At 56.2% G+C, this 22,953-nt stretch carries 21 protein-coding genes; 8 read left to right on the forward strand and 13 right to left on the reverse strand.

The features are described 5' to 3' along the window. Positions 1 to 9 precede the first annotated feature (9 nt). The 7 genes from AC6I77_RS14035 to AC6I77_RS14065 form a co-directional block, all read right to left on the reverse strand. The gene (locus AC6I77_RS14035; protein ID WP_003848773.1) at positions 10 to 993 is read right to left on the reverse strand and encodes an ABC transporter ATP-binding protein; all 984 of its coding nucleotides are present in this window, start codon (positions 991 to 993) and stop codon (positions 10 to 12) included. After that, positions 990 to 1,805, reverse strand: a complete 816-nt coding sequence (locus AC6I77_RS14040; RefSeq protein ID WP_008926548.1) for an ABC transporter permease — start codon at positions 1,803 to 1,805, stop codon at positions 990 to 992. The genes AC6I77_RS14035 and AC6I77_RS14040 overlap by 4 nt, the downstream gene beginning before the upstream one ends. Continuing rightward, positions 1,802 to 2,677 carry an ABC transporter permease gene (locus AC6I77_RS14045; protein ID WP_039659561.1) on the reverse strand — a complete coding sequence of 292 codons (876 nt, stop codon included), beginning with the start codon at positions 2,675 to 2,677 and terminating at the stop codon, positions 1,802 to 1,804. The genes AC6I77_RS14040 and AC6I77_RS14045 overlap by 4 nt, the downstream gene beginning before the upstream one ends. Next, positions 2,677 to 3,699 carry an ABC transporter substrate-binding protein gene (locus AC6I77_RS14050; protein ID WP_003848768.1) on the reverse strand — a complete coding sequence of 341 codons (1,023 nt, stop codon included), beginning with the start codon at positions 3,697 to 3,699 and terminating at the stop codon, positions 2,677 to 2,679. Before AC6I77_RS14050 ends, AC6I77_RS14045 begins: the two co-directional genes overlap by 1 nt. After that, positions 3,683 to 4,705 carry a LacI family DNA-binding transcriptional regulator gene (locus tag AC6I77_RS14055; RefSeq protein ID WP_497817062.1) on the reverse strand — a complete coding sequence of 341 codons (1,023 nt, stop codon included), beginning with the start codon at positions 4,703 to 4,705 and terminating at the stop codon, positions 3,683 to 3,685. The genes AC6I77_RS14050 and AC6I77_RS14055 overlap by 17 nt, the downstream gene beginning before the upstream one ends. 125 nt (positions 4,706 to 4,830) lie before the next feature. After that, positions 4,831 to 5,439 (reverse strand): DsrE family protein, encoded by a 609-nt coding sequence (locus AC6I77_RS14060; protein ID WP_003848763.1) that lies wholly within the window; start codon positions 5,437 to 5,439, stop codon positions 4,831 to 4,833. Positions 5,440 to 5,469: 30 nt separating this feature from the next. After that, a complete protein-coding gene (locus AC6I77_RS14065) occupies positions 5,470 to 6,075 on the reverse strand; it encodes a DsrE family protein (protein WP_003848761.1) in 606 nt (201 codons plus the stop codon). A 753-nt stretch (positions 6,076 to 6,828) separates the two neighbouring features. Between AC6I77_RS14065 and bepA the strand changes: the two genes are divergently transcribed. Together bepA and arsC are read left to right on the forward strand one after the other, a co-directional pair. Then, positions 6,829 to 8,292 carry a beta-barrel assembly-enhancing protease gene (bepA, locus tag AC6I77_RS14070; RefSeq protein WP_485522864.1) on the forward strand — a complete coding sequence of 488 codons (1,464 nt, stop codon included), beginning with the start codon at positions 6,829 to 6,831 and terminating at the stop codon, positions 8,290 to 8,292. Positions 8,293 to 8,342: 50 nt separating this feature from the next. After that, positions 8,343 to 8,684: an arsenate reductase (glutaredoxin) gene (arsC, locus tag AC6I77_RS14075; RefSeq protein WP_497817063.1), complete on the forward strand. Its 342-nt coding sequence runs from the start codon at positions 8,343 to 8,345 to the stop codon at positions 8,682 to 8,684. Here arsC and hda read toward each other — a convergent pair. The 3 genes from hda to upp all read right to left on the reverse strand — a co-directional run bounded on the left by hda (position 8,681) and on the right by upp (position 11,538). Beyond that, positions 8,681 to 9,388 carry a DnaA inactivator Hda gene (gene hda / locus AC6I77_RS14080; RefSeq protein WP_033743385.1) on the reverse strand — a complete coding sequence of 236 codons (708 nt, stop codon included), beginning with the start codon at positions 9,386 to 9,388 and terminating at the stop codon, positions 8,681 to 8,683. The genes arsC and hda overlap by 4 nt on opposite strands. 102 nt (positions 9,389 to 9,490) lie before the next feature. Continuing rightward, a complete protein-coding gene (gene uraA, locus AC6I77_RS14085; RefSeq protein ID WP_497817228.1) occupies positions 9,491 to 10,774 on the reverse strand; it encodes a uracil permease in 1,284 nt (427 codons plus the stop codon). Positions 10,775 to 10,911: 137 nt separating this feature from the next. After that, the gene (gene upp / locus AC6I77_RS14090; protein ID WP_003848753.1) at positions 10,912 to 11,538 is read right to left on the reverse strand and encodes a uracil phosphoribosyltransferase; all 627 of its coding nucleotides are present in this window, start codon (positions 11,536 to 11,538) and stop codon (positions 10,912 to 10,914) included. 229 nt (positions 11,539 to 11,767) lie between these two features. Here upp and purM point away from each other — a divergent pair, with 229 nt between their 5' ends. After that, positions 11,768 to 12,808 carry a phosphoribosylformylglycinamidine cyclo-ligase gene (purM, locus tag AC6I77_RS14095; RefSeq protein ID WP_003848745.1) on the forward strand — a complete coding sequence of 347 codons (1,041 nt, stop codon included), beginning with the start codon at positions 11,768 to 11,770 and terminating at the stop codon, positions 12,806 to 12,808. After that, complete coding sequence (gene purN, locus AC6I77_RS14100) at positions 12,805 to 13,443, forward strand: phosphoribosylglycinamide formyltransferase (RefSeq protein ID WP_375150746.1); 639 nt, start codon at positions 12,805 to 12,807, stop codon at positions 13,441 to 13,443. Before purM ends, purN begins: the two co-directional genes overlap by 4 nt. Positions 13,444 to 13,723: 280 nt before the next feature. On the opposite strand, the gene pstB is transcribed toward purN, so the two are convergent. Genes pstB through AC6I77_RS14115 form a run of 3 tightly spaced genes read right to left on the reverse strand, consistent with a single transcriptional unit; the run spans position 13,724 to position 18,228 of the window. After that, positions 13,724 to 14,491 (reverse strand): phosphate ABC transporter ATP-binding protein PstB, encoded by a 768-nt coding sequence (gene pstB / locus AC6I77_RS14105; RefSeq protein WP_003848740.1) that lies wholly within the window; start codon positions 14,489 to 14,491, stop codon positions 13,724 to 13,726. Positions 14,492 to 14,503: 12 nt separating this feature from the next. After that, the gene (gene pstA / locus AC6I77_RS14110) at positions 14,504 to 16,138 is read right to left on the reverse strand and encodes a phosphate ABC transporter permease PstA (protein ID WP_003848739.1); all 1,635 of its coding nucleotides are present in this window, start codon (positions 16,136 to 16,138) and stop codon (positions 14,504 to 14,506) included. Further along, on the reverse strand, positions 16,135 to 18,228 hold the full coding sequence (locus AC6I77_RS14115; RefSeq protein WP_497817064.1) for an ABC transporter permease subunit: 2,094 nt from the start codon (positions 18,226 to 18,228) through the stop codon (positions 16,135 to 16,137). The genes pstA and AC6I77_RS14115 overlap by 4 nt, the downstream gene beginning before the upstream one ends. Positions 18,229 to 18,378: 150 nt before the next feature. On the opposite strand from AC6I77_RS14115, the gene ppk1 reads away from it, so the two are divergent. The 4 genes from ppk1 to AC6I77_RS14135 all read left to right on the forward strand — a co-directional run bounded on the left by ppk1 (position 18,379) and on the right by AC6I77_RS14135 (position 22,915). After that, complete coding sequence (gene ppk1 / locus AC6I77_RS14120) at positions 18,379 to 20,439, forward strand: polyphosphate kinase 1 (RefSeq protein ID WP_003848735.1); 2,061 nt, start codon at positions 18,379 to 18,381, stop codon at positions 20,437 to 20,439. Positions 20,440 to 20,444: 5 nt separating this feature from the next. Next, the gene (ppx, locus tag AC6I77_RS14125) at positions 20,445 to 21,971 is read left to right on the forward strand and encodes an exopolyphosphatase (RefSeq protein ID WP_140033150.1); all 1,527 of its coding nucleotides are present in this window, start codon (positions 20,445 to 20,447) and stop codon (positions 21,969 to 21,971) included. Between the two features lie 41 nt (positions 21,972 to 22,012). Then, positions 22,013 to 22,627, forward strand: a complete 615-nt coding sequence (tehB, locus tag AC6I77_RS14130) for a tellurite resistance methyltransferase TehB (protein WP_140033149.1) — start codon at positions 22,013 to 22,015, stop codon at positions 22,625 to 22,627. A 102-nt stretch (positions 22,628 to 22,729) separates the two neighbouring features. Beyond that, positions 22,730 to 22,915, forward strand: coding sequence for a YfgG family protein (locus AC6I77_RS14135; RefSeq protein WP_003848728.1), 186 nt, complete (start codon positions 22,730 to 22,732; stop codon positions 22,913 to 22,915). Positions 22,916 to 22,953 lie beyond the last annotated feature (38 nt).

The following is a 22,953-nucleotide window of genomic DNA, read 5'->3' on the forward strand; positions in this document are numbered from 1 at the left end:
ACAGACTCCTTAGCAACTGAATTCCAGCGCGGCGTGGCTGGTCAGCGACCAGCTGATACGCTGCCCCGCCTGCCAGATTTCGCGCGCATGACGATCGACCTGAATGGGATTATCCAGTCCGATATCAATCAGTAAGCGCTGTGAAGCGCCGAGAAACATACTGCCCACCACCACGCCGCGCTGTGCATAGCGCGTATCATCGGCCAGCAGAACATCTTCCGGGCGGCAAAAACGCACAGGATGGCCTTCCGGGTCGTGCGCAACGCAGTTAATCGCACCCACAAAATCGGCCACAAAGCGGGAAGCAGGACGCTGATAAATGCCCTGCGGGGTATCAAGCTGCACCAGACGGCCCTGCTCCATCACCGCGATGCGATCGCCCAGCGCCATCGCCTCCTGCTGATCATGCGTGACGTAAACGGCGGTGATCGCCAGCCGCTTAAGCAGCGCACCGATCTCCAGACGCAGTCGGTCGCGCAGCCTGGCATCAAGCGCCGCCAGCGGCTCATCAAACAGCAGCACTTTAGGCCGGGCGGCCAGCGCACGTGCCAGCGCCACACGCTGTTTCTGCCCGCCGGACAACTTATCAATCGCGCGATGTGCCAGAGGCGTCAGATCAACCAGCGCCAGCATCTCTGCAACCCGCGCCTCTCGCTCGGCACGCGGCACGCCCTGCACCTTCAGGCCATAGGCGACGTTCTGCGCCACGTTAAGTGTCGGGAACAGCGCGTAGTTCTGGAACACCATGCCGACATTGCGTTTCTCAATCGGCAGCGCGGTAACGTTACGTTGATCAAACCAGATCTCGCCCGGCGGATCGCTGCTTTCCAGGCCACTGATAATGCGCAGTAGCGTGGTTTTACCACAGCCCGACGGTCCCAGCAGAACCAGCGTTTCTCCGGCATGCACGCGCAGATCGAGCGGATGCAGCGCGACCTGCTGATTGAAGCGACGCGAGCAGTGGCGCAGCGTCACATTGATGGCCTCATTCATACAGTTTCCTCTCTCTGCTGCCGCGACGTTTGCCGTTCCAGCCAGTGATTACAGGCGTTAAGCAACAGCAGCAGCGGTAAAATCATCATGATAAAGATCAGCGTGTAGGCGGACCCGACTTCCAGCCGCATGGAGGTGTAGCTGTCGGCCAGCCCCACCGGCAGCGTTTTGGTCAGCGGTGTGTGGAGCATCCAGGTAATGTTGAACTCCCCCACCGACAGGGTAATGACCATAAATGCACCCGCCAGAATGCCGTTACGGCAGTTCGGAACGACCACAGTAAAAAAGCGACGCCAGAAACTCGCCCCCAGACTGGCGGCGGCCTCTTCCAGGCGCGGAAGATCAATCGCCTGCATCACCGACAGCACCGGGCGAATCATGAAGGGCAGTGTAAAAAGCACATGGCCGATCAGGATAAAGAGCCAGCTGTCGCGCAACGCACTGAACTGACCGTAAAGCAGAATGATGCCCAGCGCGGTGGCGAGGCCCGGCAACGCCACCGGCAGCATCAGACACTCCTCAATACGCGAGGCCCAGCGTGACGGTGACTTCAGTAAGCCCCAGGCGGCGGGTATGCCAGCAATGACCGTCACCGCCAGACAGCTCAGCGCAATCAGTAATGACAGCCAGAAGGTGTCGGCATACATCTGCCACACCTGCTCCACCCACTTCAGTGTCAGGCCACTGCGCAGGCCCGCGAAGTAGTTCTGTGTAACGCCCGCCAGCATCGAGAGCATGACCGGCACGATCATAAACAGTGCGGTGAGGCTGGTGATCGCCACCTGCAGCCAGAAGAGACCCCGTCGTTTCATGATTCATGCTCCTTCCGGCGCGTAAGGCCATTAGCCAGCATCAGCGCCAGCCAGGCCACGGCGCCCATCACGACTGAGAGTGCCGCCGCAGTGGCAAAGTTAGCGTAATTGGTGAACTCACCGTAAATGGTCAGCGGCAGCACAGCGAGTTCGGTACCCAGCGTAAAGGCGGTGCCAAACGCGCCCATACTGGTGGCGAAACAGAGTGCACCACAGGAGAGCAGCGCCGGTTTCAGTCCGGGTATGATGATGTCTATGATGATGCGCCACTGGCTGGCACCCAGTGAACGGGCCGCCTCTTCCAGCGATCTATCCAGTTTCTCACTGGCCGCCACCAGCGTTACGATGGCGCGCGGCAGCGAAAAGTAGAGATAGCCAACAAATAAGCCGCTGAGTGAATAGGCGAAGACCCAGCGTTCATGAAACAGGCTGAGACTGAGTTGCGCCAGCACACCCTGACGCCCCGCCAGCATAACCATCAGAAATCCCACCACCACGCCCGGAAAAGCCAGCGGAAAGGTCAGCAGCGCCAGCAGCGTTCCTCGCCCGGGAAAGCGCTGCCGCGCCAGAAAGCAGCCCACCACCGCCGCAATCAGCAGCGTGACCAGGGTCACCGCCGCCGAGAGCAGGACGGTATTCAGCAGGCTTTGCAGATATTGTGGCTGACTGATTACCGTCCAGTAGCCACTGTGGTGCGTGGTGCGATCCTCCGTCATGCCGATCTGTAACAGGCGGGCAAACGGCAGCAGCCAGAAGGCAGCAAAGAAGAGCAGCGCAGGCAACAGCATCCACGGCCAGTTTGCCCCCAGCGGGCGGAGCCGATGGCTAAGCGGCCCGCCCGTGGTTAAGGAATTAATGTCTGAAAGTGACATCAGCGAATCTCACTCAGATAGCGGGCGGAGAAGCCCTTCTGTGCATCGGCCATCTGCTGATAATCGACCGTGTGGGCGCGCGCATAATCACTGTCAGGCAGAAAATATTTTTTCGCCTCAGGTGACATCGCGCCAGCCCGTACCGGACGCAGCCAGGCATTGGCCCAGATTGCCTGACCCGCATCGGACAGCACGAAATCGATCACTTTCTTACCGTTGGCCGGATGCGGCGCGTTCTTCACGAGGCTGATAACGTACGGCACCGTCACCGTTCCCTCACTCGGGATAACAAACTCGACATTGGCGTGATCTTTGTAGCGGGCGCGATAGGCGTTGAAGTCATAGTCGATCAGAATCGGGATTTCGCCTGAAATCAGCCGCGCATAGGCGGTCTGCTTAGGCACAATGGGCTGGTTGCGCTGCAGCGCTTTGAACCAGTTGATGGCGGGAGTGAAGTCATGCAGGCTGCCGCCTTTGGCCTGATTCACCGCGACTGCGGCCACATAGCCCACAAAGGCACTGGCCGGATCAAGATAACCCACCATGCCTTTATATTCCGGCTTCAGAAGATCATCCCAGGATCGTGGCACCGGCGCGCCACCCAGCGCATCAACATTCACCATAAAGCCCATGGTGCCGGAGTGCAGCGCTACCCATTTGCCCGCCGGATCTTTCATACCGGCCGGGATTTCATCCCAGTGAGCCGGCTTATACGCGCTGACCACGTCAGCACTGACAGCCTGAATGCCGAAGCTGACGCCGTAATAGACCACGTCGGCAACCGGATTATTTTTCTCTGCCACCAGCTGCGCCAGCGCCTGACCCGAGTTTTTATTGTCCTGCGGCACATGAATGCCGGTCGCTTTTTCAATCGCCTGAAGCTGCGTGGCCCAGTCGGCCCACTCAGGCGGACAGTTGTAGCAGATAGCATTTTCCGCCGCCTGGACCCATGAACTGGTCAGCGTGCAGCCGGCCAGCAGCGCCGCGCTGGCGATATATCTGAGATTAAACGTGAGTGACATGATGTTTCCCTGAAGAAGAGCCATAAAATGCCGGGGCGATACTCTCCCCGATCCGTAAATGATGGGGCAGCAGGTGGGTTTCACTGCCCGGATTCAGAAGCAGATCAATGGCGAGCGTTCCCATCAGCGCAATCGGCTGAACCACGCTCGCCAGTGACGGTGAAAGCTGTTCGCCCAGCGCAATGCCGTCGAAACCGATCACTGACAATTGATGCGGCACGCTGACACCTGCACGCGCAGCCGCCCCCAGCAGGCTGATAGCCAGCAGATCGTTACTGCAAATCACTGCAGTCAGCGGCGAAGGTGCATTCATCAGCGGCAGCAGCGGCTTGAAATCGGAGTGGATATGGCTCGGCATCTCAATCATCGCCTGCGGCGTCAGACCAGCCTGCTGCATGGCCTGGCAGTAGCCGAGAAAGCGAAGACGCGCGCGATCGGATTGCTGCATTGGGCCTGCGGCCATCACGATGTGACGGTGGCCCAGAGAGATGAGATGGGTGGTCGCTTCGGCCATCGCTTTGCGGTTGTCGACGTGCAAAGCAGGCCACGCGTGCTGTTGGGGCACGCTGTGGGTCAGTACAAACGGCATCTTCGCTGCCGCCAGTGTGGGCAGCAGCGCACTGCGGTCGGCGTCTGCCACCGTCAGTACCAGACCGGCAACACGCTGGTGCAGCATATGTTCGACAATGGCTGCTTCCCGCTCAGCCTGATAATCACTGGTCGCCACCAGCAACGCATAGCCTGCCTGCTGTGCCTGCTGCTCCATCGCCTGCAATTGCATGGCAAAAACCGGATTGAGCAGAGAAGGCAGCAGTACACCGAGCGTGGTGGAGTGGCGGGTACGGAGCTGACGGGCAATGTGATTCGGCCGAAAACCTATCTGTTCTGAGGCGGCAAGCACCTTTTTCAGGGTACCCGGTTTAAGCAGATGAGGATCAGAGAAGGCGCGCGCAGCGGTTGCGCGGGAAACCCCTGCCAGTCTGGCTACGCTGAGTAAATCGGTCATGTCTGCCTCGTTTATCGTCAATGAGATCGATCTCATTGCGGTCTAAACTAGTGGCGTTATATGACAGGCGTATCTCAGGAAGTTGACTGGCAGATGACAGCGGCAGTGACGCCGCTGCTGGAGAGTTAAAGCATCAGGAAGGCGTAACCGCTGTTTTCCAGGGTGGCAACGGTGGTGCCGCTGGAGATGGTATGAGTGACCATCGGGTCAATCCAGTTGCGATCAAGCTGATGAAACGCGACAGACTGATCACAGATAGTGACCTGAACGCCCGCTTTTTTCAGCTCGCTGATCAGCTTCAGGTTCGGGTTATCGACGCCATAAGCTTTGCTGAACTGATCATTATTCAGCGCTGATGACACTGCATCACCGTTAATCGACACCACAAATTTCAGCTGGTCGAGTGGCACACCCGCCGCATAATAGAGGTTGGTGACACGCGCTACGCGCTCCAGACCCAGATTCGGCTTACGAATATCGCCTTCATTACGGTTAATCTGGAAAACAATTTTATTACTCAGGCCCGCTGTCGTGCCGGGTTTAAATGCGGGCGTGTCGACATAATGTATTTTTCCGTAGCCCTCGATTGCTGGCGTACTCCAGAAATCAGCAGGCTCAGATTTATTATCCGCCATTTTCCCACTGACCTTATCGTATAATTCCGGCAACTGTAAAACATTGCCCCCAATAAATCCGGCAACGGCTGCCATCACCACTAAAGCTGCTGGACGCATTTACGTTTCTCCCAATTATTTAAATATGAATTACATTGCCAGCCACGCGTATCCCTGATTTTGCAGGGTTGATACGGTGGTTGGACTGGAAAGCGCATGTACCACGGATTTATCAATCCAGTTATTGGGATAGTGATGGAATGCCACGGACTGATCGCAGACCGAGACTTTCACTCCCGCCTGATTCAGCTCATTAATCAGCTTCAGGTTTGGATTTTCGATGCCATAAAATTGTTTGAAATGGGCATTGTCCAGCATGGCGGGCGTCGCATCTCCGGTGACTGACACCACAAACTTCAGTTGGTCAGCCGGAATACCCGAGGCGATATAGAGATTGACCACCCTGGCTACACGTTCCAGCCCCAGATTGGGTGCGGTCATCGCCCCGTCACTTCGGGTAATCTGGAAAACAATTTTGTTACTCAGGCCCGGCACCGGTTTAAACGCGGCGTCAGGCTCGTAATGAATTTTTCCGTAACCTTCAATCGCCGGCGTGCTCCAGAATCCGGGCGCTTCCTGTGGCTCGGTTGCAAAATGGCGTGTCACTTTGTCGTAAATATCGCCACTCTGTGTGACAGCCGCGCCAACGACGCCGCCAATAATGGCGATTAACGCGTATGAAACAACTGAACGCATAACCCTTCTCTCCGGCATATTTTGTCTGGCAGATTCAGAATTGAATCAGGTCGGCTATCTATACCACAGCGCAGGTGTAATGCTTGCCTCTGTAAATTCAGGTCAACGCAGCGCTGATAACTATTGGAATTATTCACAGCCGGAATTAATCGAAAAGTTTCATGATGAGAAATAAAAAGTCTTATCTGGAGTGGACCTGACTATTTCTCCTTTTTCCTTTTCGATGCTATTCATTATATAAAAATAACCACCAGGCTAATCTGGAACACGTGGAATAAGGCGGGAGAGACGATTTGATTTATCAATGGTTGAAAGGCATTTAGCGGCGCAGAGTGCGCTATTTTTTCAGAGTAGACCTGGAAAAACACATGCCATGTTCAGTTTTTTTGAGTGAATTTACATAACTTTATAAAAATAAGCTTACTGGCTTCGGTTGTCTGGCAGCAGATTCTGCTCTGATTCAACGAAGCGCAATGTAAATAAACAACAACGCCATAATTTAACCGCTGACGACCCCGGCAATACCCCGCCAGTTTTTTTTCGTTTAACTGCCGTTTAAACTGTCATGATGTTCAATTTTTTTCTTCATAATCGGCGATCTTGCTCAAATCAGGCGGGCAATTTGCCAGAAAACAACATTTCTTTCTTTTGAGGCCCTGGTTAAGATAGTTACGAACCGTCGTTATCTGCGAAAAACGGAACATTCCCGCTGCGCACCTGTCCATTCTCAGGGCCTCTCTACAGGATTCAGGCATGTTGAACTCGTTAAAGAAAACGCTGATCGCCGCGCTCCTTCCGACGCTCATTTTCTCCACTCTGACACCCGCTAACGCCGATGTCAGTGACTCACTTCCCGATATTGGTACTACGGCGGGTTCGACGCTATCAATTAATCAGGAATTGCAGATGGGCGACTTCTATGTGCGCCAGCTGCGCGCCAGTGCGCCGCTAATCAACGATCCGCTGCTTAATCAGTACATTAATCAGCTGGGGCAACGACTCGTTTCTCACGCCGACTCGGTGAAAACGCCGTTCCATTTCTTTCTGATCCAGAACGACGAGCTTAACGCCTTTGCCTTTTTCGGTGGCAACGTGGTGCTGCACTCGGCGCTGTTCCGCTTCACTGATAACGAAAGCCAGCTGGCCTCAGTGATGGCACATGAAATCTCGCACGTCACCCAGCGCCATCTGGCGCGTGCCATGGAAGATCAGAAGCGTAACGCGCCGCTGACCTGGGTCGGTGCACTGGGCTCCATTTTGCTGGCGATGGCCAGTCCGCAGGCGGGCATGGCCGCGCTGACGGGTACTCTGGCGGGAACGCAGCAGGGAATTATCAGCTTTACGCAGGGCAATGAGCAGGAAGCAGACCGCATCGGGATTCAGGTGCTGCAGCGCGCTGGCTTCGATCCCCAGGCAATGCCGAACTTTCTGCAAAAACTGGCCGACCAGAGCCGCTTCTCTTCGAAGCCACCTGAAATTCTGCTGACGCACCCCTTGCCCGACAGTCGTCTGGCGGATGCCCGCAACCGTGCTAATCAGATGCGGCCGGTGGTGGTGCAATCCACGGAAGATTTTTATCTGGCAAAGGTGCGTTCGCTGGGCATGTACTCTACCGGACGTAATCAGCTTACTGACGAACTGCTGAGTCAGTATGCCAGCGGCAATTCCCGTGAGCAGATGGCGTCACAATATGGCAAAGCCATACAGTTTTTGCAGGCGAAGAGTTACGCCGATGCGAAACGTATTATCACCCCGTTGCTGGCGAAGCAGCCCAATAATGTCTGGTTCCTGGATATCATGTCGGACATTGATATCGGCCTGAATCAGCCACAGCAGGCCATCGCCCTGCTCACCGCCGCAACCGGTGCCAAAAACAGTCCGGTCGTGCAGCTCAATCTGGCCAATGCCTACGTTGAAGCGAAACAGTATGCCAATGCCAGCCGTATTCTGAACCGCTACACCTGGGCCAATAAAGACGATCCCAACGGCTGGGATTTACTGGCACAGGCCTCGGCACAGCAGGGACTGCATGATGAAGAGTTATCGGCGCGGGCAGAGAGCCTTGCGCTGAATGGCCAGCTTGATCAGGCGATCACCACCCTGAGCAGTGCCAGCGCACAGGTGCCGCTCGGCAGCCTGAAACAGGCGCGTTACGATGCCCGTATCGATCAGCTGCGCCAGTTACAACAGCGCTTTAAGCAGTATCAGAAAGGCTAAGCACTCACACCGCCAGCACGTCGCGAACAGAGAAGAAAGGAGAGTCAGAGATGGTGACGATTTATCACAACCCGCGCTGCAGCAAGAGCCGCGAGACACTGGCGCTGCTGACTGCCCGCGGAATTGAGCCGGATGTGTTGCTCTATCTGCAGACGCCGCCCGACCGCGAGACGCTGCAAATCCTGTTACAGAAACTGGGTATGCAGCGCGCACGCGAGTTAATGCGAACTAAAGAGGCGATCTACAGCGAGCTGGCGCTTGACGACAAAGGCGAAAGTGCGCTGCTGGATGCGCTGGTAGAGAATCCGGTGCTGATTGAAAGGCCGATAGTGATCAATGGCGATAAGGCGCGGATTGGCCGCCCGCCAGATGCGGTGCTCGACATTCTTTAAAGGCCGAGCGTCTCTTTAACAAAGGGAATGGTGAGTTTGCGCTGGGCGCTGATCGAGGCGCGATCAAGACGATCCAGCGTATCAAACAGCGTGCGCATTTCACGATCGAGTCGCTTCAGCAGGAAGCGACCCACATCTTCAGGCAGCTCAAATCCGCGTAACCCGGCACGCAACTGCAACGCCTGTAATTTATCTTCATCAGAAAGCGGCTGCAGGCGATAGATTTGCCCCCAGTCAAGGCGCGAGGCGAGATCGGGCAGCTGAAGATTAAGCTGGCGTGGCGGACGATCGCCGGTGATAAACAGACGCGTGTTACCGGTTTCCAGAATGCGGTTATAGAGATCGAAGATCGCCATTTCCCATTCCGGCTCGCCTGCAATGCACTCGATGTTATCGATACAGACCAGTGACAGCTGCTCCATCCCTTCCAGAACGTCCGGAACAAACCAGGTGCGTTTATCCAGCGGAACATAGCCCACGGCTTCACTGCGCGCGGACATTTCGGCACATGCGGCGTGCAGCAAATGGCTCCGCCCACCGCCTTCGCGTGACCAGAAGTAGAGATAGCTGCCATGTTGTTGGTTGAGCGCGCCTTTCAGGGCGGCAATCAGCGACGGGTTTTCCCCCGGCCAGAAGCTGGAGAAGGTTTCATCGTCAGGTAAATAGAGTGGCAATGACAATTGTGCCGGCGTGTTCAGAAGCACCTCAGCAAGAGAACAAGCAAAAAATCGGGGGAAGTCTAACACAGTTTTCAGAAAGAGATGAATGGGGCGTCCCTGCCCCGGATCCTGTCAGGCTCGCAGCGATCACTGCTCGCGCGGTTCTTCAGCCTCCAGCACCACTTCTTCCGGTCTGAGCAGCGAGATAATCCGGAAGATCAACGCCAGTCCGACACCGACTATCGTCGCCAGCGCCATGCCTTTCAGCTCCGCTGCGCCGATATGCACTTTCGCCCCGCTGACCCCGATGATCAGGATCACCGAGGTGAGGATCAGGTTCTGCGCTTTGTTGTAATCGACTTTGGATTCGATCAACACCCGGATACCGGAGGCGCCAATGACCCCATACAGCAGCAGCGACACACCGCCCATAACCGGAACCGGGATCGCCTGGATCACCGCCGCCAGTTTGCCAACGCAGGAGAGCAGAATCGCCAGAATCGCTGCGCCGCCAATCACCCATGTGCTGTAGACGCGGGTAATCGCCATCACACCGATGTTTTCACCGTAGGTGGTGTTGGGCGTGGAACCAAAGAAGCCGGAGATGACGGTCGATAAACCGTTGGCGAACATTGAACGATGCAGACCGGGGTCGCGAATCAGATCTTTCTTCACGATATTGGCGGTGACCACCAGATGACCGATATGCTCGGCAATCACTACCAGCGCCGCAGGCAAAATCGTCAGCATCGCTACCCACTCAAAGCGCGGCGTATAAAAGGTCGGCAGTGCAAACCAGGGCGCTTTGACCACGCCGCTCCAGTCAACGATGCCCATAAACGCGGAAAGCAGATAACCCGCCACGACCCCGACCAGAATCGGGATGATCGCCAGGAAGCCACGGAACAGCACGGAACCGAAAACGGTTACCGCCAGCGTGACCAGCGAGATCAGCACAGTTTTACTGTCGGGCGTACTGCCTTCAGCAGGCAGCAGGCCCGCCATATTCGCGGCCACACCCGCCAGCTCCAGACCGATGACGGCGACAATTGCGCCCATCGCCGCCGGAGGGAACATCACATCAAGCCAGCCGGTTCCGGCGCGTTTGACAATCAGCGCCACGATGCAAAACAGCACGCCGCACAGAATAAACCCGCCCAGTGCGACCTCATAACCCAGCGGCAATAACAGCAGCACCGGCGAGATAAAAGCAAAGCTCGAACCCAGATAGGCGGGAATTTTGCCTTTACAGATAAAGAGATAAATCAGTGTGCCGACCCCGTTAAACAACAGCACTGTCGCCGGGTTGATGTGAAACAGAATGGGTACCAGTACCGTGGCACCAAACATGGCAAACAGGTGTTGCAGGCTGAGTGGAATGGTTTGCAGTAACGGCGGTCGTTCACTGACGCCAATGGCGCGACGAGTCATCATTTATCCCCTTATTTTTTCCCCGACGATTCGGGCCTCAGGCACAGCAGCAGGCACGCCGGTGCGCCTTGCGGCAGGCCGAATCCGTGGGGTGTTTTTTGCCAAAAAAAAGCCGACTCTCTGGTCGGCTGTGCGTTTTATTTGGTTCCGAAAATTTTGTCCCCGGCATCGCCGAGCCCGGGAATGATGTAACCCTTTTCATTCAGTCCCTGGTCCACTGACGCGGTATAAAGCTCGACGTCAGGATGCGCTTTCTCCAGCGCGGCAATCCCTTCTGGTGCAGCAACCAGAACCAGCACTTTGATGCTGGTGCAGCCCGCTTTCTTCAGCAGATCGACGGTGGCGATCATGGAACCGCCGGTCGCCAGCATCGGGTCAACCACCAGCGCCAGGCGCTCTTCAATGTTAGAGACCAGCTTCTGGAAGTAGGGAACTGGCTCCAGGGTTTCTTCATCACGGTAAACACCCACCACGCTGATACGGGCGCTGGGAACGTGCTCCAGCACCCCTTCCATCATGCCCAGGCCGGCACGCAGAATCGGGACCACCGTGATTTTTTTGCCTTTGATCTGGTCGATCTCTACCGGGCCATTCCAGCCCTCAATGGTGACGCGCTCTGTTTCCAGATCGGCGGTCGCTTCGTAGGTCAGCAGGCTGCCCACTTCAGAGGCCAGCTCGCGAAAACGCTTTGTGCTGATATCATGCTCACGCATCAGGCCCAGTTTATGTTTGACCAGCGGGTGTCTGACTTCCACGATCTTCATTGGTGTTCTCCCGGAATGAGTTGAGCTAAAAAAAAATCGCGGGATTATACCGCCTTTTGCGCCCTGCGCCACCTGCTCTTGCGCAAAGCCGCGGCTTTTACCGGAACAAATAGAGGATTAATGAAAATCGCCCGATGCGCAATCCCGGACTCGCAAACGTTTGCCTGCACTGATAGAATTGCCGCGCTTTATTTTAACCACCAACCGCAATTCGCGTGGGGACCTCGCAGTGACCGACAAAACCTCTCTCAGTTACAAAGACGCCGGTGTTGATATTGATGCTGGTAACGCTCTGGTTGACCGTATTAAAGGCGTAGTGAAAAAGACGCGTCGCCCGGAAGTGATGGGTGGACTGGGCGGTTTTGGTGCGCTTTGCGCGCTGCCGCAAAAATACCGTGAACCGGTGCTGGTCTCCGGCACCGATGGCGTCGGCACCAAGCTGCGCCTGGCGATGGATCTCAAACGCCACGATGCCATTGGTGTTGACCTGGTCGCGATGTGCGTTAACGACCTGGTGGTACAGGGCGCTGAGCCGCTCTTCTTCCTCGACTACTACGCCACCGGCAAACTGGATGTGGAAACCGCCTCTGCGGTGATCACCGGCATCGCCGAAGGGTGTCTGCAGTCGGGTTGTGCGCTGGTAGGCGGTGAAACTGCTGAGATGCCAGGCATGTATCACGGCGAAGATTACGACGTGGCGGGTTTTTGTGTCGGCGTGGTGGAAAAGTCAGAAATCATTGATGGCAGCAAGGTGCAGGATGGTGACGTACTGATCGCCCTCGGATCAAGCGGCCCGCACTCCAATGGCTATTCGCTGGTGCGCAAAATTCTGGAAGTCAGCAACACGGATCCACTGGCTGAACAGCTGGAAGGCAAACCGCTGGCTGATCATCTGCTGGAACCGACCCGCATCTACGTGAAAAATATCCTGAGCCTGATTGAGCAGGTCGATGTACACGCTATTGCGCACCTGACCGGCGGCGGCTTCTGGGAGAATATTCCGCGCGTACTGCCTGACAATACTCAGGCCGTGATCGACGAGAAGAGCTGGGAATGGCCGGCGGTATTCAGCTGGTTACAGCAGGCGGGCAACGTCAGCCGTTTCGAGATGTACCGCACCTTTAACTGCGGCGTCGGCATGATCATTGCCCTGAGCCCGGCAGAGGCGGACAAGGCGATTGCGCTGATGCAGGCCGCAGGCGAGAAAGCCTGGAAGCTCGGCGTGATTAAAGCGTCGGATGCTGAAGAGCGTGTGGTTATTAACGGATGAAAAAGCTGGTTGTACTGATTTCCGGCAACGGAAGTAACCTTCAGTCCATCCTTGACGCCTGTGAAAGCGGGCAGATTCACGGCAGCGTCGCTGCCGTGTTCAGCAACCGTGCCGCCGCTTATGGCCTGACGCGGGCGCAGGAGGCGGGCATTCCCGCCCATGCGCTTGCCGCCAGTGACTTCGCTGACCGCGAAGCCTTTGATCGTCAGCTCATCACTGAAATCGACGCATACCGTCCAGACCTGATTGTGCTGGCCGGATATATGCGCATTCTCAGCAGCGCTTTTGTGGCGCATTTCCATAATCGCCTGCTGAATATCCACCCTTCCCTGCTGCCGAAATATCCGGGTCTGAATACCCATCGTCAGGCGCTGGAAAATGGCGACAGCGAACATGGCACGTCCGTGCATTTCGTGACGGACGAGCTGGATGGTGGTCCGGTGATCCTGCAGGCCAAAGTGCCGGTCTTTCCTGGCGACAGTGAAGCGGAGATTACGGAGCGGGTGCAGCACCAGGAACACGCTATCTATCCGCTGGTGATCAGCTGGTTTGTTGAGGGTCGGCTGGAAATGCGAGACGGCAAAGCCTGGCTGGATGGCGAACCGCTGCCGCCGCAGGGCTATGCTAACGACTGATGCATGGGAAGCCAGGGCTTCTTATGAAGTACTGGCAGAGTAAAGATTCAGGGAGCCTATGCCCTCCGTAAAGACGCAAAAAATGCTATCCATGGCAGCTCAGCGCGGACGATTACGCACCTCATCCCTGAGGTGCGCCCGTTGCCAGACCAACGCTTTGCGTTGTTCAAAAACGCCCCCGGCGTTTTTGTCCCTGGTCAGCGATACTTTACTACAGGCATAAGCTCCCATCGCTTTGAATTCAGGAGTTGTCAGTCAGAATACCCATTTTTCCTCTCCCTCAGCCGTAACGCCCCGTAATATAATCTTCAGTCCGTCGCTGTTTCGGCGCGGTGAAAATCCGGTCGGTCTCATCAAACTCCACTAACGCGCCCTGATGCATAAACGCAGTGTAATCTGACACCCGCGACGCCTGCTGCATGTTGTGCGTCACCAGCACCAGCGTGAAATGCTGCTTCAGTGTGGTCATCAACTCTTCAATCACCAGCGTGGAGATCGGATCCAGCGCGGAGGTCGGCTCATCCAGCAGCAGCACTTCCGGCTCAATCGCAATGGCACGGGCAATCACCAGCCGCTGCTGCTGTCCGGTCGAAAGCGTCAGCGCATTCTGTGACAGCTGATCTTTCACCTCACTCCACAGCGCCGCCGCGCGCAGTGCCCGTTCACAGGCTTCGTTCAATACCCGCCGATCGCGCACACCCTGTAAACGCAGCCCATAGACCACATTCTCATAGATCGACTTTGGAAAAGGATTGGGCCGCTGAAACACCATACCGACCCGACGGCGCAGCGCGGAGAGATCCTGTCCGGGTTGCAGGATCGGCAGTGAATCCAGCAGCACGTCGCCCTCTACCCGGCAGTGATCAATCACGTCGTTCATACGATTAAAGCAGCGCAGCAGCGTCGACTTGCCACAGCCTGAGGGGCCAATCAGCGCAGTAATCCTGTTTTTCGGCACCTGCAGAGAAATATCCTGCAGCGCCTGGCGCTCGCCATACCACAGCGACAGATGGTTAACGGTCAGCGCGATATCCGTGTCGGACGTCATAGTCATAGCCTGTTATTGAGTCATAAGACGATAGCGTTCACGCAGACGGTGGCGCAGGCCCATCGCCAGCAGATTAAGCGACAGAATAATCAGCACCAGCAATAGCGCGGTGGCAAACACCAGCGGCCGGTCAGCTTCAATATTCGGACTCTGAAACGCCAGATCGTAAATCTGGAAGCCCAGATGCATAAACTTGCGATCCAGATGCAGATAAGGAAACACTGCGTCGACCGGCAGTTCCGGTACCATTTTTACTACCCCCACCAGCATCAGCGGTGCGGTTTCACCAGCAGCACGCGCTACCGCCAGAATCAGGCCGGTCAACATGGCCGGCACTGCCATCGGTAACACCACGTTCCACAGCGTTTCCGCCTGGGTCGCGCCCAGCGCCAGCGAACCCTGACGCAGGCTGTTGGGAATACGGGATAAGCCTTCTTCCGTCGCCACAATCACCACCGGCAGCGTCAGCAAGGCGAGCGTCAGTGAGGCCCACAGCAAACCCGGCGTGCCAAAAGTGGGATTCGGCAGCGCGCTGGCGAAGAAGAGCTGGTCAAGGGTGCCGCCCACCAGCCAGACAAAAAAGCCCAGACCAAATACGCCATAAACGATTGAAGGGACGCCCGCCAGATTGACCACTGCGATACGCACCAGCCTGGTCAGCGCATTGCGTCCGGCATATTCGTGCAGCCAGATGGCGGCAATGACGCCCAGCGGCATCACCACCACCGACATCAGCAGCACCATCAGCACGGTGCCAAATATCGCCGGAAACGCCCCGGATTCACTTTCACCCTCGGCGGGTGTGTCACTGACGAAACGCCACAGCTGATGCAAAAAATGTCCGGTTTTGCCGGTCAGCGTCATCGCATTAGGCTTCCAGCTGTCAACGATTTCGGTCAGCGGGATCGCATGTTCGGTGCCCTGCACATCCCGCAGAACTAACACATCGCGCTGACTCTGCAGTTGCAGAGAAGCCAGTGTCTCACTCAGTTGATTGAAGCGGCGCTGTAAGGCAGCCTGATTGGCCTGATATTCCGATTCGGCCTGCAGATCAAAGTGGCCGGCAGCACGGTTTGTGGCCGCCTGCTCATCAAGCTCCTCACGCTGGCTGTTGATGCGCGCCATCCCGACCCGGCGAATCTGGTTAGCCTGCCTCACCAGCATCTGCACCTGTCCGAGCCGCTGATTCAGCAGCGCATCGGGATCCTGCGCAGTTAACTCTTCATTATCTTCACGCAGGCCAACAAACCAGCCATAAGCCTGGCCGTGACTGCGGCGTTGCAGCACCATGATATCTGCTGGCTGGCTGACCTTCGCTGCCGTGCGACTGTAGACGACCCGGAAATCGGGTGCGTCCCAGTCACGGTTACCGGTTTTGATCAGATAGCGATTCACCTGACCGCCGCTGTTACCCTGCTCATCGGCCGGGGCCGGAAAACGTCGCTGATGTTCCAGCGTTTCGCCCAGCAGACGTGTTTCACCGCCCTCAGGCTGACTGAACGTATAAAGGTCAACGCGCTGCGGCCAGAAAGCGCGAACGCCCTGCCACGCCAGTAGGCCAATCAGCAGCGTAAAAGCCAGCAGGCAGACGGCGACGGCACCGGCGGTTAACCAGCGCCAGCGGTCATTCTGTCGCATCGCTTTCATGCCTGCTCCTCGTGCTGGCTGTAGCGCTGACGCAGTCGCTGACGGATCAGCTCGGCAACCGTGTTAATCACCAGCGTAAACAGCAACAGCATCAGTGCGCTGAGAAACAGCACGCGATAGTGGGCACTGCCCGCTGCTGCTTCCGGCATCTCAATGGCGATATTGGCAGAGAGCGCGCGCAACCCGCTGAACAGGCCACCTTCACTTTGCGGCGTATTGCCGGTCGCCATCAGCAAAATCATGGTTTCTCCTACGGCGCGTCCCAGACCGATCATCAGGGCGGCGAAAATACCGGCAGAGGCTCCCGGCAGCACGACGCGGGTCAGTGTCTGCCAGGGCGTCGCCCCCAGTGCCAGCGAGCCCTGCCCCAGTGCAGCAGGCACGCTAAACAGCGCATCTTCTGAGAGGGTGAAAATCAGCGGCACCAGCGCGAAGCCCATCGCCAGCGCAGCCACCAGCAGATTGCGCTGCTCGTAATGCGGGAGCCAGTCACCGGCATCCGGTATAAAGAGTGTGGGCAGCCACAGCGTCAGCAGCGTGACCAGCAGCAACAGCGGCAGCAGAACCATGACCTCACGTCCCGGCTGACGCCAGCGTGGTGGTAAACGCGCGCTGAATACGCCGCACAGCAGCAGCGCGCCTGCCAGCGTTAGCGGCAGCAGCAGCACACCCACCAGCGCCTGACCGATATGCGGCGCGAGCCAAATCCCGGCAATCAGCCCCACCACCACGCTCGGCAGCGCACCCATCATCTCAATGGCCGGTTTAACCCAGCGCCGCAGGCCTGGCGCCATAAACCATGCGGTGTACATCGCCGCCGCCAGCGCCAGCGGTGTCGCAAACAGCAGTGCTAAACTGGCCGCTTTCAGCGTTCCCGAGACCATCGGCATCAGGCTGAATTTGGCCTGATAGTTATCACCGGCCGCAGTCGATTGCCAGACCCAGTCGGGCCCAGGGTAGTTTTCATACCAGATCTTTTGCCAGAAATTGCGCCAGGTGACGTCCGGCCACGGATTATCAAGCCGCAGTGTCTGCCAGCTGCCCGGCCGCTCAATCAGCAGGCTGTCGCCGTGGGGAGAGAACTGCGCCTGCACAATGCCCGGCGCCAGCTGACGCTGCAGTATCGGGCCATCCTGCTTACTGGCGAACAGCCGAAGCATCCCCTGCTTACTGAGGGTCGCAAACACGCGACGTTGAGATTCCGTCACCAGAATCGTCTCACCGTCGCTGTTGCTGTCGGCAAAGGTCCGGATTTGCTGAAGCCGTGGCCCCTGATCGCTGGCAATCGCAAACCACTGGGTGACGCCGCGGTTATCCTGGATCAGCAGGCTTTTCCCTCCCACCAGCAGATGCAAACTTTGCGGAGGCTGCGGCAGCATGTGGGTTTCGCGCAACAGAGCCCGATCATCATCAAGTTGCCAGACCCGCAGCAGATTGCCTTCAGTGGTGTAGAGCAGATCGCCGGATGGCGAGAGTGCCAGCAGATCCAGCTGACGTTGCGGAAGCGGGATAATGGATGCCTGACGATCGGTGCCCAGCGTCAGCACCCGGAGTCCGGCCTCGGTGAGAGCAGCAATGCGCCACTGGCTCGCATGACGCGTCGCCAGCGCCATCTTCGTCACCGCGCCATCAGGCAGATGGAACGGTTTGTCACCCAGTGGAAAACGCCATTGCTGGTCGGCTGTCGGCTGCATCAGCGTTAGCGCGCCCTGCATATTCAGCAACAGTGTTTGCCCGTCGGCACTCTGCACAGCGTCATCGGGAGCGGGAGTCAGGGTCAGCGCCGGTTCTGCAGGCTGTCCATCCAGCGGAATAAAACGGGCCGCACCGCGTGCACTGATTCGCCAGCCGACACTGCCCTGATTGCCTATGGCTAAAGCGGGCGCACGATCCCAGAGCTGCTGGCTGGCCGCAATTTGCAGGCCCGGCGCATTAAATAGCGGTAATACCACGCCAATCAACCAGCAGAATAGCAGCAGCATCAGCAATAGGATCGCTACGCCACAGCAGGTGACCAGTCGCCGCGTCAGACGGTCAACGGCACGACGCTTACGATCGCTGAATTGGACAGGAATGTGGTTTGCGCTCATGCGGTTCCGGTGGCAGCCTGAAATAAGCCGCTATGTTGCCCGTAGCCGATTGATAAGACAACTCCTGGCGTTGGACAACGCTGCCATACTCTCGCCATAATGTTGGTGGATACTGGATCTTCAGTCCTGCAACCGCTAAATGGAGTGAGAATGGGTCAGGTAAAGCTTTATATTGAAAAAGAATTAAGCTGGTTATCCTTTAATGAACGGGTTTTGCAGGAAGCCGCAGACAAAAGCAATCCACTGATTGAGCGGATGCGCTTTCTGGGCATCTACTCCAATAATCTCGACGAATTCTATAAAGTGCGTTTCGCCGACCTCAAACGCCGCATTCTGATTGGTGAAGAGCAGGGTTCCGCCAGTACGCCACGCCATCTGTTTAAGAAAATTCAGCAACGGGTGATGAAGTCCGATCAGGAGTTTGATGCGCTCTATAACGATCTGCTGCTGGAGATGGCACGTAATCAGATCTTCCTGATCAACGAACGTCAGCTCTCATCCAATCAGCAGGCCTGGCTGCGCCACTACTTCAAACATGAACTGCGTCAGCACATCTCGCCGATCCTGATCACCCACGAAACCGACCTGACGGAATTCCTCAAAGACGACTACACCTATCTGGCAGTAGAGATTATCCGTGGTGACCATATTCAGTATGCACTGCTGGAAATTCCGTCTGACAAAGTGCCGCGTTTCATTAATTTACCGGCAGAGCCACCGCGTCGCCGTAAACCGATGATCCTGCTGGATAACATTTTGCGTTACTGCCTGGATGATATTTTCAAAGGCTTCTACGACTACGACGCGCTCAACGCCTATTCAATGAAAATGACGCGTGACGCCGAGTACGACCTGGTTACGGAGATGGAGTCGAGCCTGCTGGAGCTGATGTCCTCCAGCCTGAAGCAGCGACTGACGGCGGAGCCGGTACGTTTTGTCTACCAGCGCGATATGCCCGACACCATGGTGTCGCTGCTGTGCCATAAGCTTTCCATCTCTAACCTGGATTCCATTTTGCCGGGCGGCCGCTACCACAACTTCAAAGACTTTATCGGCTTCCCGAACGTCGGCAAAAACAACCTGGTTAACCGCCCGCTGCCGCAGATTCGCCACATCGGCTTTGATGGCTTCCGCAACGGCTTTGATGCGATTCGTAATCGCGACGTGCTGCTCTACTATCCATACCATACCTTTGAGCATGTGCTGGAGCTGCTGCGTCAGGCATCGTTTGACCCCAGCGTGCTGGCAATCAAAATCAATATCTACCGCGTCGCCAAACACTCCCGCATTATGGATGCGATGATCCATGCCGCCTATAACGGTAAAAAAGTCACGGTGGTGGTGGAACTGCAGGCGCGCTTTGATGAAGAAGCTAACATTTACTGGGCGAAACGCCTGACTGAAGCGGGTGTGCACGTCATTTTCTCCGCACCAGGCCTGAAGATTCACGCCAAGCTGTTCCTGATTTCACGCCGCGAAGGCGAAGAGATTGTGCGCTACGCGCATATCGGTACCGGCAACTTTAATGAGAAAACCGCGCGACTCTATACCGATTACTCATTGCTGACCGCGGATGCGCGCATCACCAATGAAGTGCGTCGGGTGTTCAACTTTATTGAGAATCCCTATCGGCCTGTGACGTTCGATCACCTGATGGTGTCGCCACAAAACTCGCGCCGGATGCTGTATGAACTGATCGACACCGAAATTGCCAATGCTCAGCAAAATAAGCCCTGCGGCATTACTCTGAAAATAAACAATCTGGTGGACAAAGGTCTGGTTGATCGGCTTTATACAGCCTCGAGCGTAGGGGTAAAGGTCAATCTTCTGGTGCGCGGAATGTGCTCATTAATTCCTGACTTGCCTGGGATCAGTGAAAATATTCGTGTCATCAGTATTGTTGATCGTTATCTGGAACATGATCGCGTCTATATTTTTGAAAATGGCGGCGATAAAAAGGTGTTCCTCTCCTCCGCTGACTGGATGACGCGTAACATCGATTACCGCATTGAAGTGGCTGTGGCGATCCTCGATCCCCACATCCGGCAGCGTATACTCGACATTATTGCTATTCAGTTGAGTGATACGGTGAAAGCCCGCATCGTCGATAAAGAGTTGAGTAACCATTACGTCCAGCGCGGCAATCGTCGTAAAGTGCGCTCGCAGCTGGCCATCTATGATTACATCAAGAAACTGGAACAACCTGAATAAATCCTATGCCAATTTCTCATAAAAGTACGCCAAAACCCCAGGAGTTTGCGGCGATTGACCTGGGCTCGAACAGTTTCCATATGGTAATTGCGCGGGTTGTCGATGGTGCGATGCAGGTACTGGGCCGCCTTAAACAGCGCGTCCATCTGGCGGACGGGCTGGATGCTCAACACAACCTCAGCGAAGAGGCGATGGAGCGGGGCTTAGCCTGCCTGGCCCTGTTCGCCGAACGCCTGCAGGGTTTCAGTCCCAGCAACGTGACGATTGTCGGCACCCATACGCTGCGCGAGGCGATCAATGCCGAAACCTTCCTGCAGCGCGCTGCCGAGGTGATCCCCTATCCAATCGAGGTGATTTCAGGCCATGAAGAAGCGCGTCTGATCTTTATGGGTGTGGAGCACACACAGCCGGAAAAAGGCCGCAAGCTGGTGATCGATATCGGCGGTGGCTCCACTGAGCTGGTGATTGGTGAGGATTTCGAACCTCAGCTGGTTGAGAGCCGGCGCATGGGTTGCGTCAGTTTCGCCCAGCTCTATTTCCCGAAAGGGGAAATCAGCCGTGAAAACTTCCGTCGTGCCCGCTTAGCGGCTGCACAAAAGCTGGAAACGCTGGCGTGGCAATATCGTCTGCATGGCTGGCAATATGCGCTGGGCGCATCCGGTACCATCAAAGCTGCCTGCGAAGTGCTGCAGGCGATGGATGAAAAAGAGAAGCTGATTACGCCTGAGCGTCTCGAAAAGCTCTATGACGAAGTGATGAAACATAAATCCTTCTCTGCACTGAGCCTGCCGGGCCTGTCAGAAGAGCGTAAAGGCGTGTTTGTCCCCGGACTGGCGATTCTCTGTGGCGTCTTCGATGCGCTGGCGATTCGCGAGCTGCGCCTCTCCGACGGTGCGCTGCGTGAAGGTGTGCTCTATGAGATGGAGGGCCGTTTCCGCCATCAGGATATTCGCAGCCGCACAGCACAAAGTCTGGCTAACCATTACGCCATCGACAGCGATCAGGCTCGACGTGTGCTGGAGACGACCGAGCAGCTTTATTTGCAATGGCGCGATCAGAACCCAAAGCTGGCGAATCCGCAACTGGCTGCACTGCTAAAATGGGCGGCGATGCTGCACGAAGTGGGCCTGACTATCAATCACAGCGGCCTGCAACGTCATTCAGCCTATATTCTGCAAAACACCAACCTGCCGGGGTTCAATCAGGATCAGCAGATGCTACTGGCGGCACTGGTCAGATTCCATCGTAAAGCAGTGAAGCTTGATGAGTTACCACGCGTAACGCTGTTCAAGAAAAAGCAGTTTGTGCCGCTGATTTTTCTGCTGCGCCTGGGCACCCTGCTGAATAATCAGCGCCAGGCCACCACGCGTCCGGATGCATTAACCCTGAAATGCGATGATGGCCACTGGACGCTGATTTTCCCGGCGGGCTACTTTGCGCAGAACAATCTGGTTCAGCTCGATCTTGAACGCGAGCAGGCTTACTGGAACGACGTCACCGGATGGAAGCTGATCCTCCAAGAAGATATCTGACAACCCGGGCGCCCCGCGCCCGTTTAACTGAATTGATGACTATGACACAACCAACCGCACCGCTTTCAGGCGAAAACTATTTTGCCGACACCTATGGTTTAACGCCGCCCCACTCCGAAGTGGTTGCGGCTCTGCCCCAGCTTAACGTCGGCAAGGCGCTTGATCTTGGCTGTGGCGTGGGACGCAATACGCTGTTTCTGAATCAGCACGGTTTTGACGTCACAGCGTGGGATCACAATCCGCAGAGCCTGGCGCGCCTGCAGGAGATTATTGCGCAGGAAAACCTTCAGGGTATTCACACTGAGCAGCGAGATCTGAACAACACACGCTTTAATGGCGGCTTCAACGTTGTGCTGTCGACCGTGGTAATGATGTTTCTGCAGCCGCAGACCATTCCGCAGCTGATTGCCGACATGCAGGCCTGTACGATCAGGGATGGTTTCAACCTGATTGTGGCGGCGATGAACACGGACGATATGCCCTGCCCGGCAGATTTCTCTTTTGCGTTTAAATCGGGCGAACTCAGCCACTATTATCGCAACTGGCACATCGTGAAGTACAACGAGCACCCCGGTCAGCTGCATCGTAAAGATGAAAACGGTAACCGCATCACCTGCCGCTTTGCGACGTTACTGGCGCAAAAAGCGAGTTATTGATCTTTATCTGCTGTTTTTTTCAACAGCGATTGATTTCATCTGGCGACTGTGACTAAATATTGCAGTCGCCCTATGATGGGCTCATTACAGGAACCACCCCGCGTGAACAGCGCTATTTCTCCCCGAAGACGTCAAAAAACCGGCACCATGACCCGCATTGTGCTGCTGATCAGTTTTATCATTCTCTTTAGTCGCCTGATTTTTATCCTGCCTGCTGCCTTCGAGCATCATCAGCAACAGAAAGCTATTCCTGAGCCTGTCACCGTCACATCAAATGATACGCGCTAGCGAATACTGATATTTCGCCTGAATTGCACTGAAACCTG

Source organism: Pantoea sp. X-Soil-ISGK-259 (genome assembly GCF_059730705.1).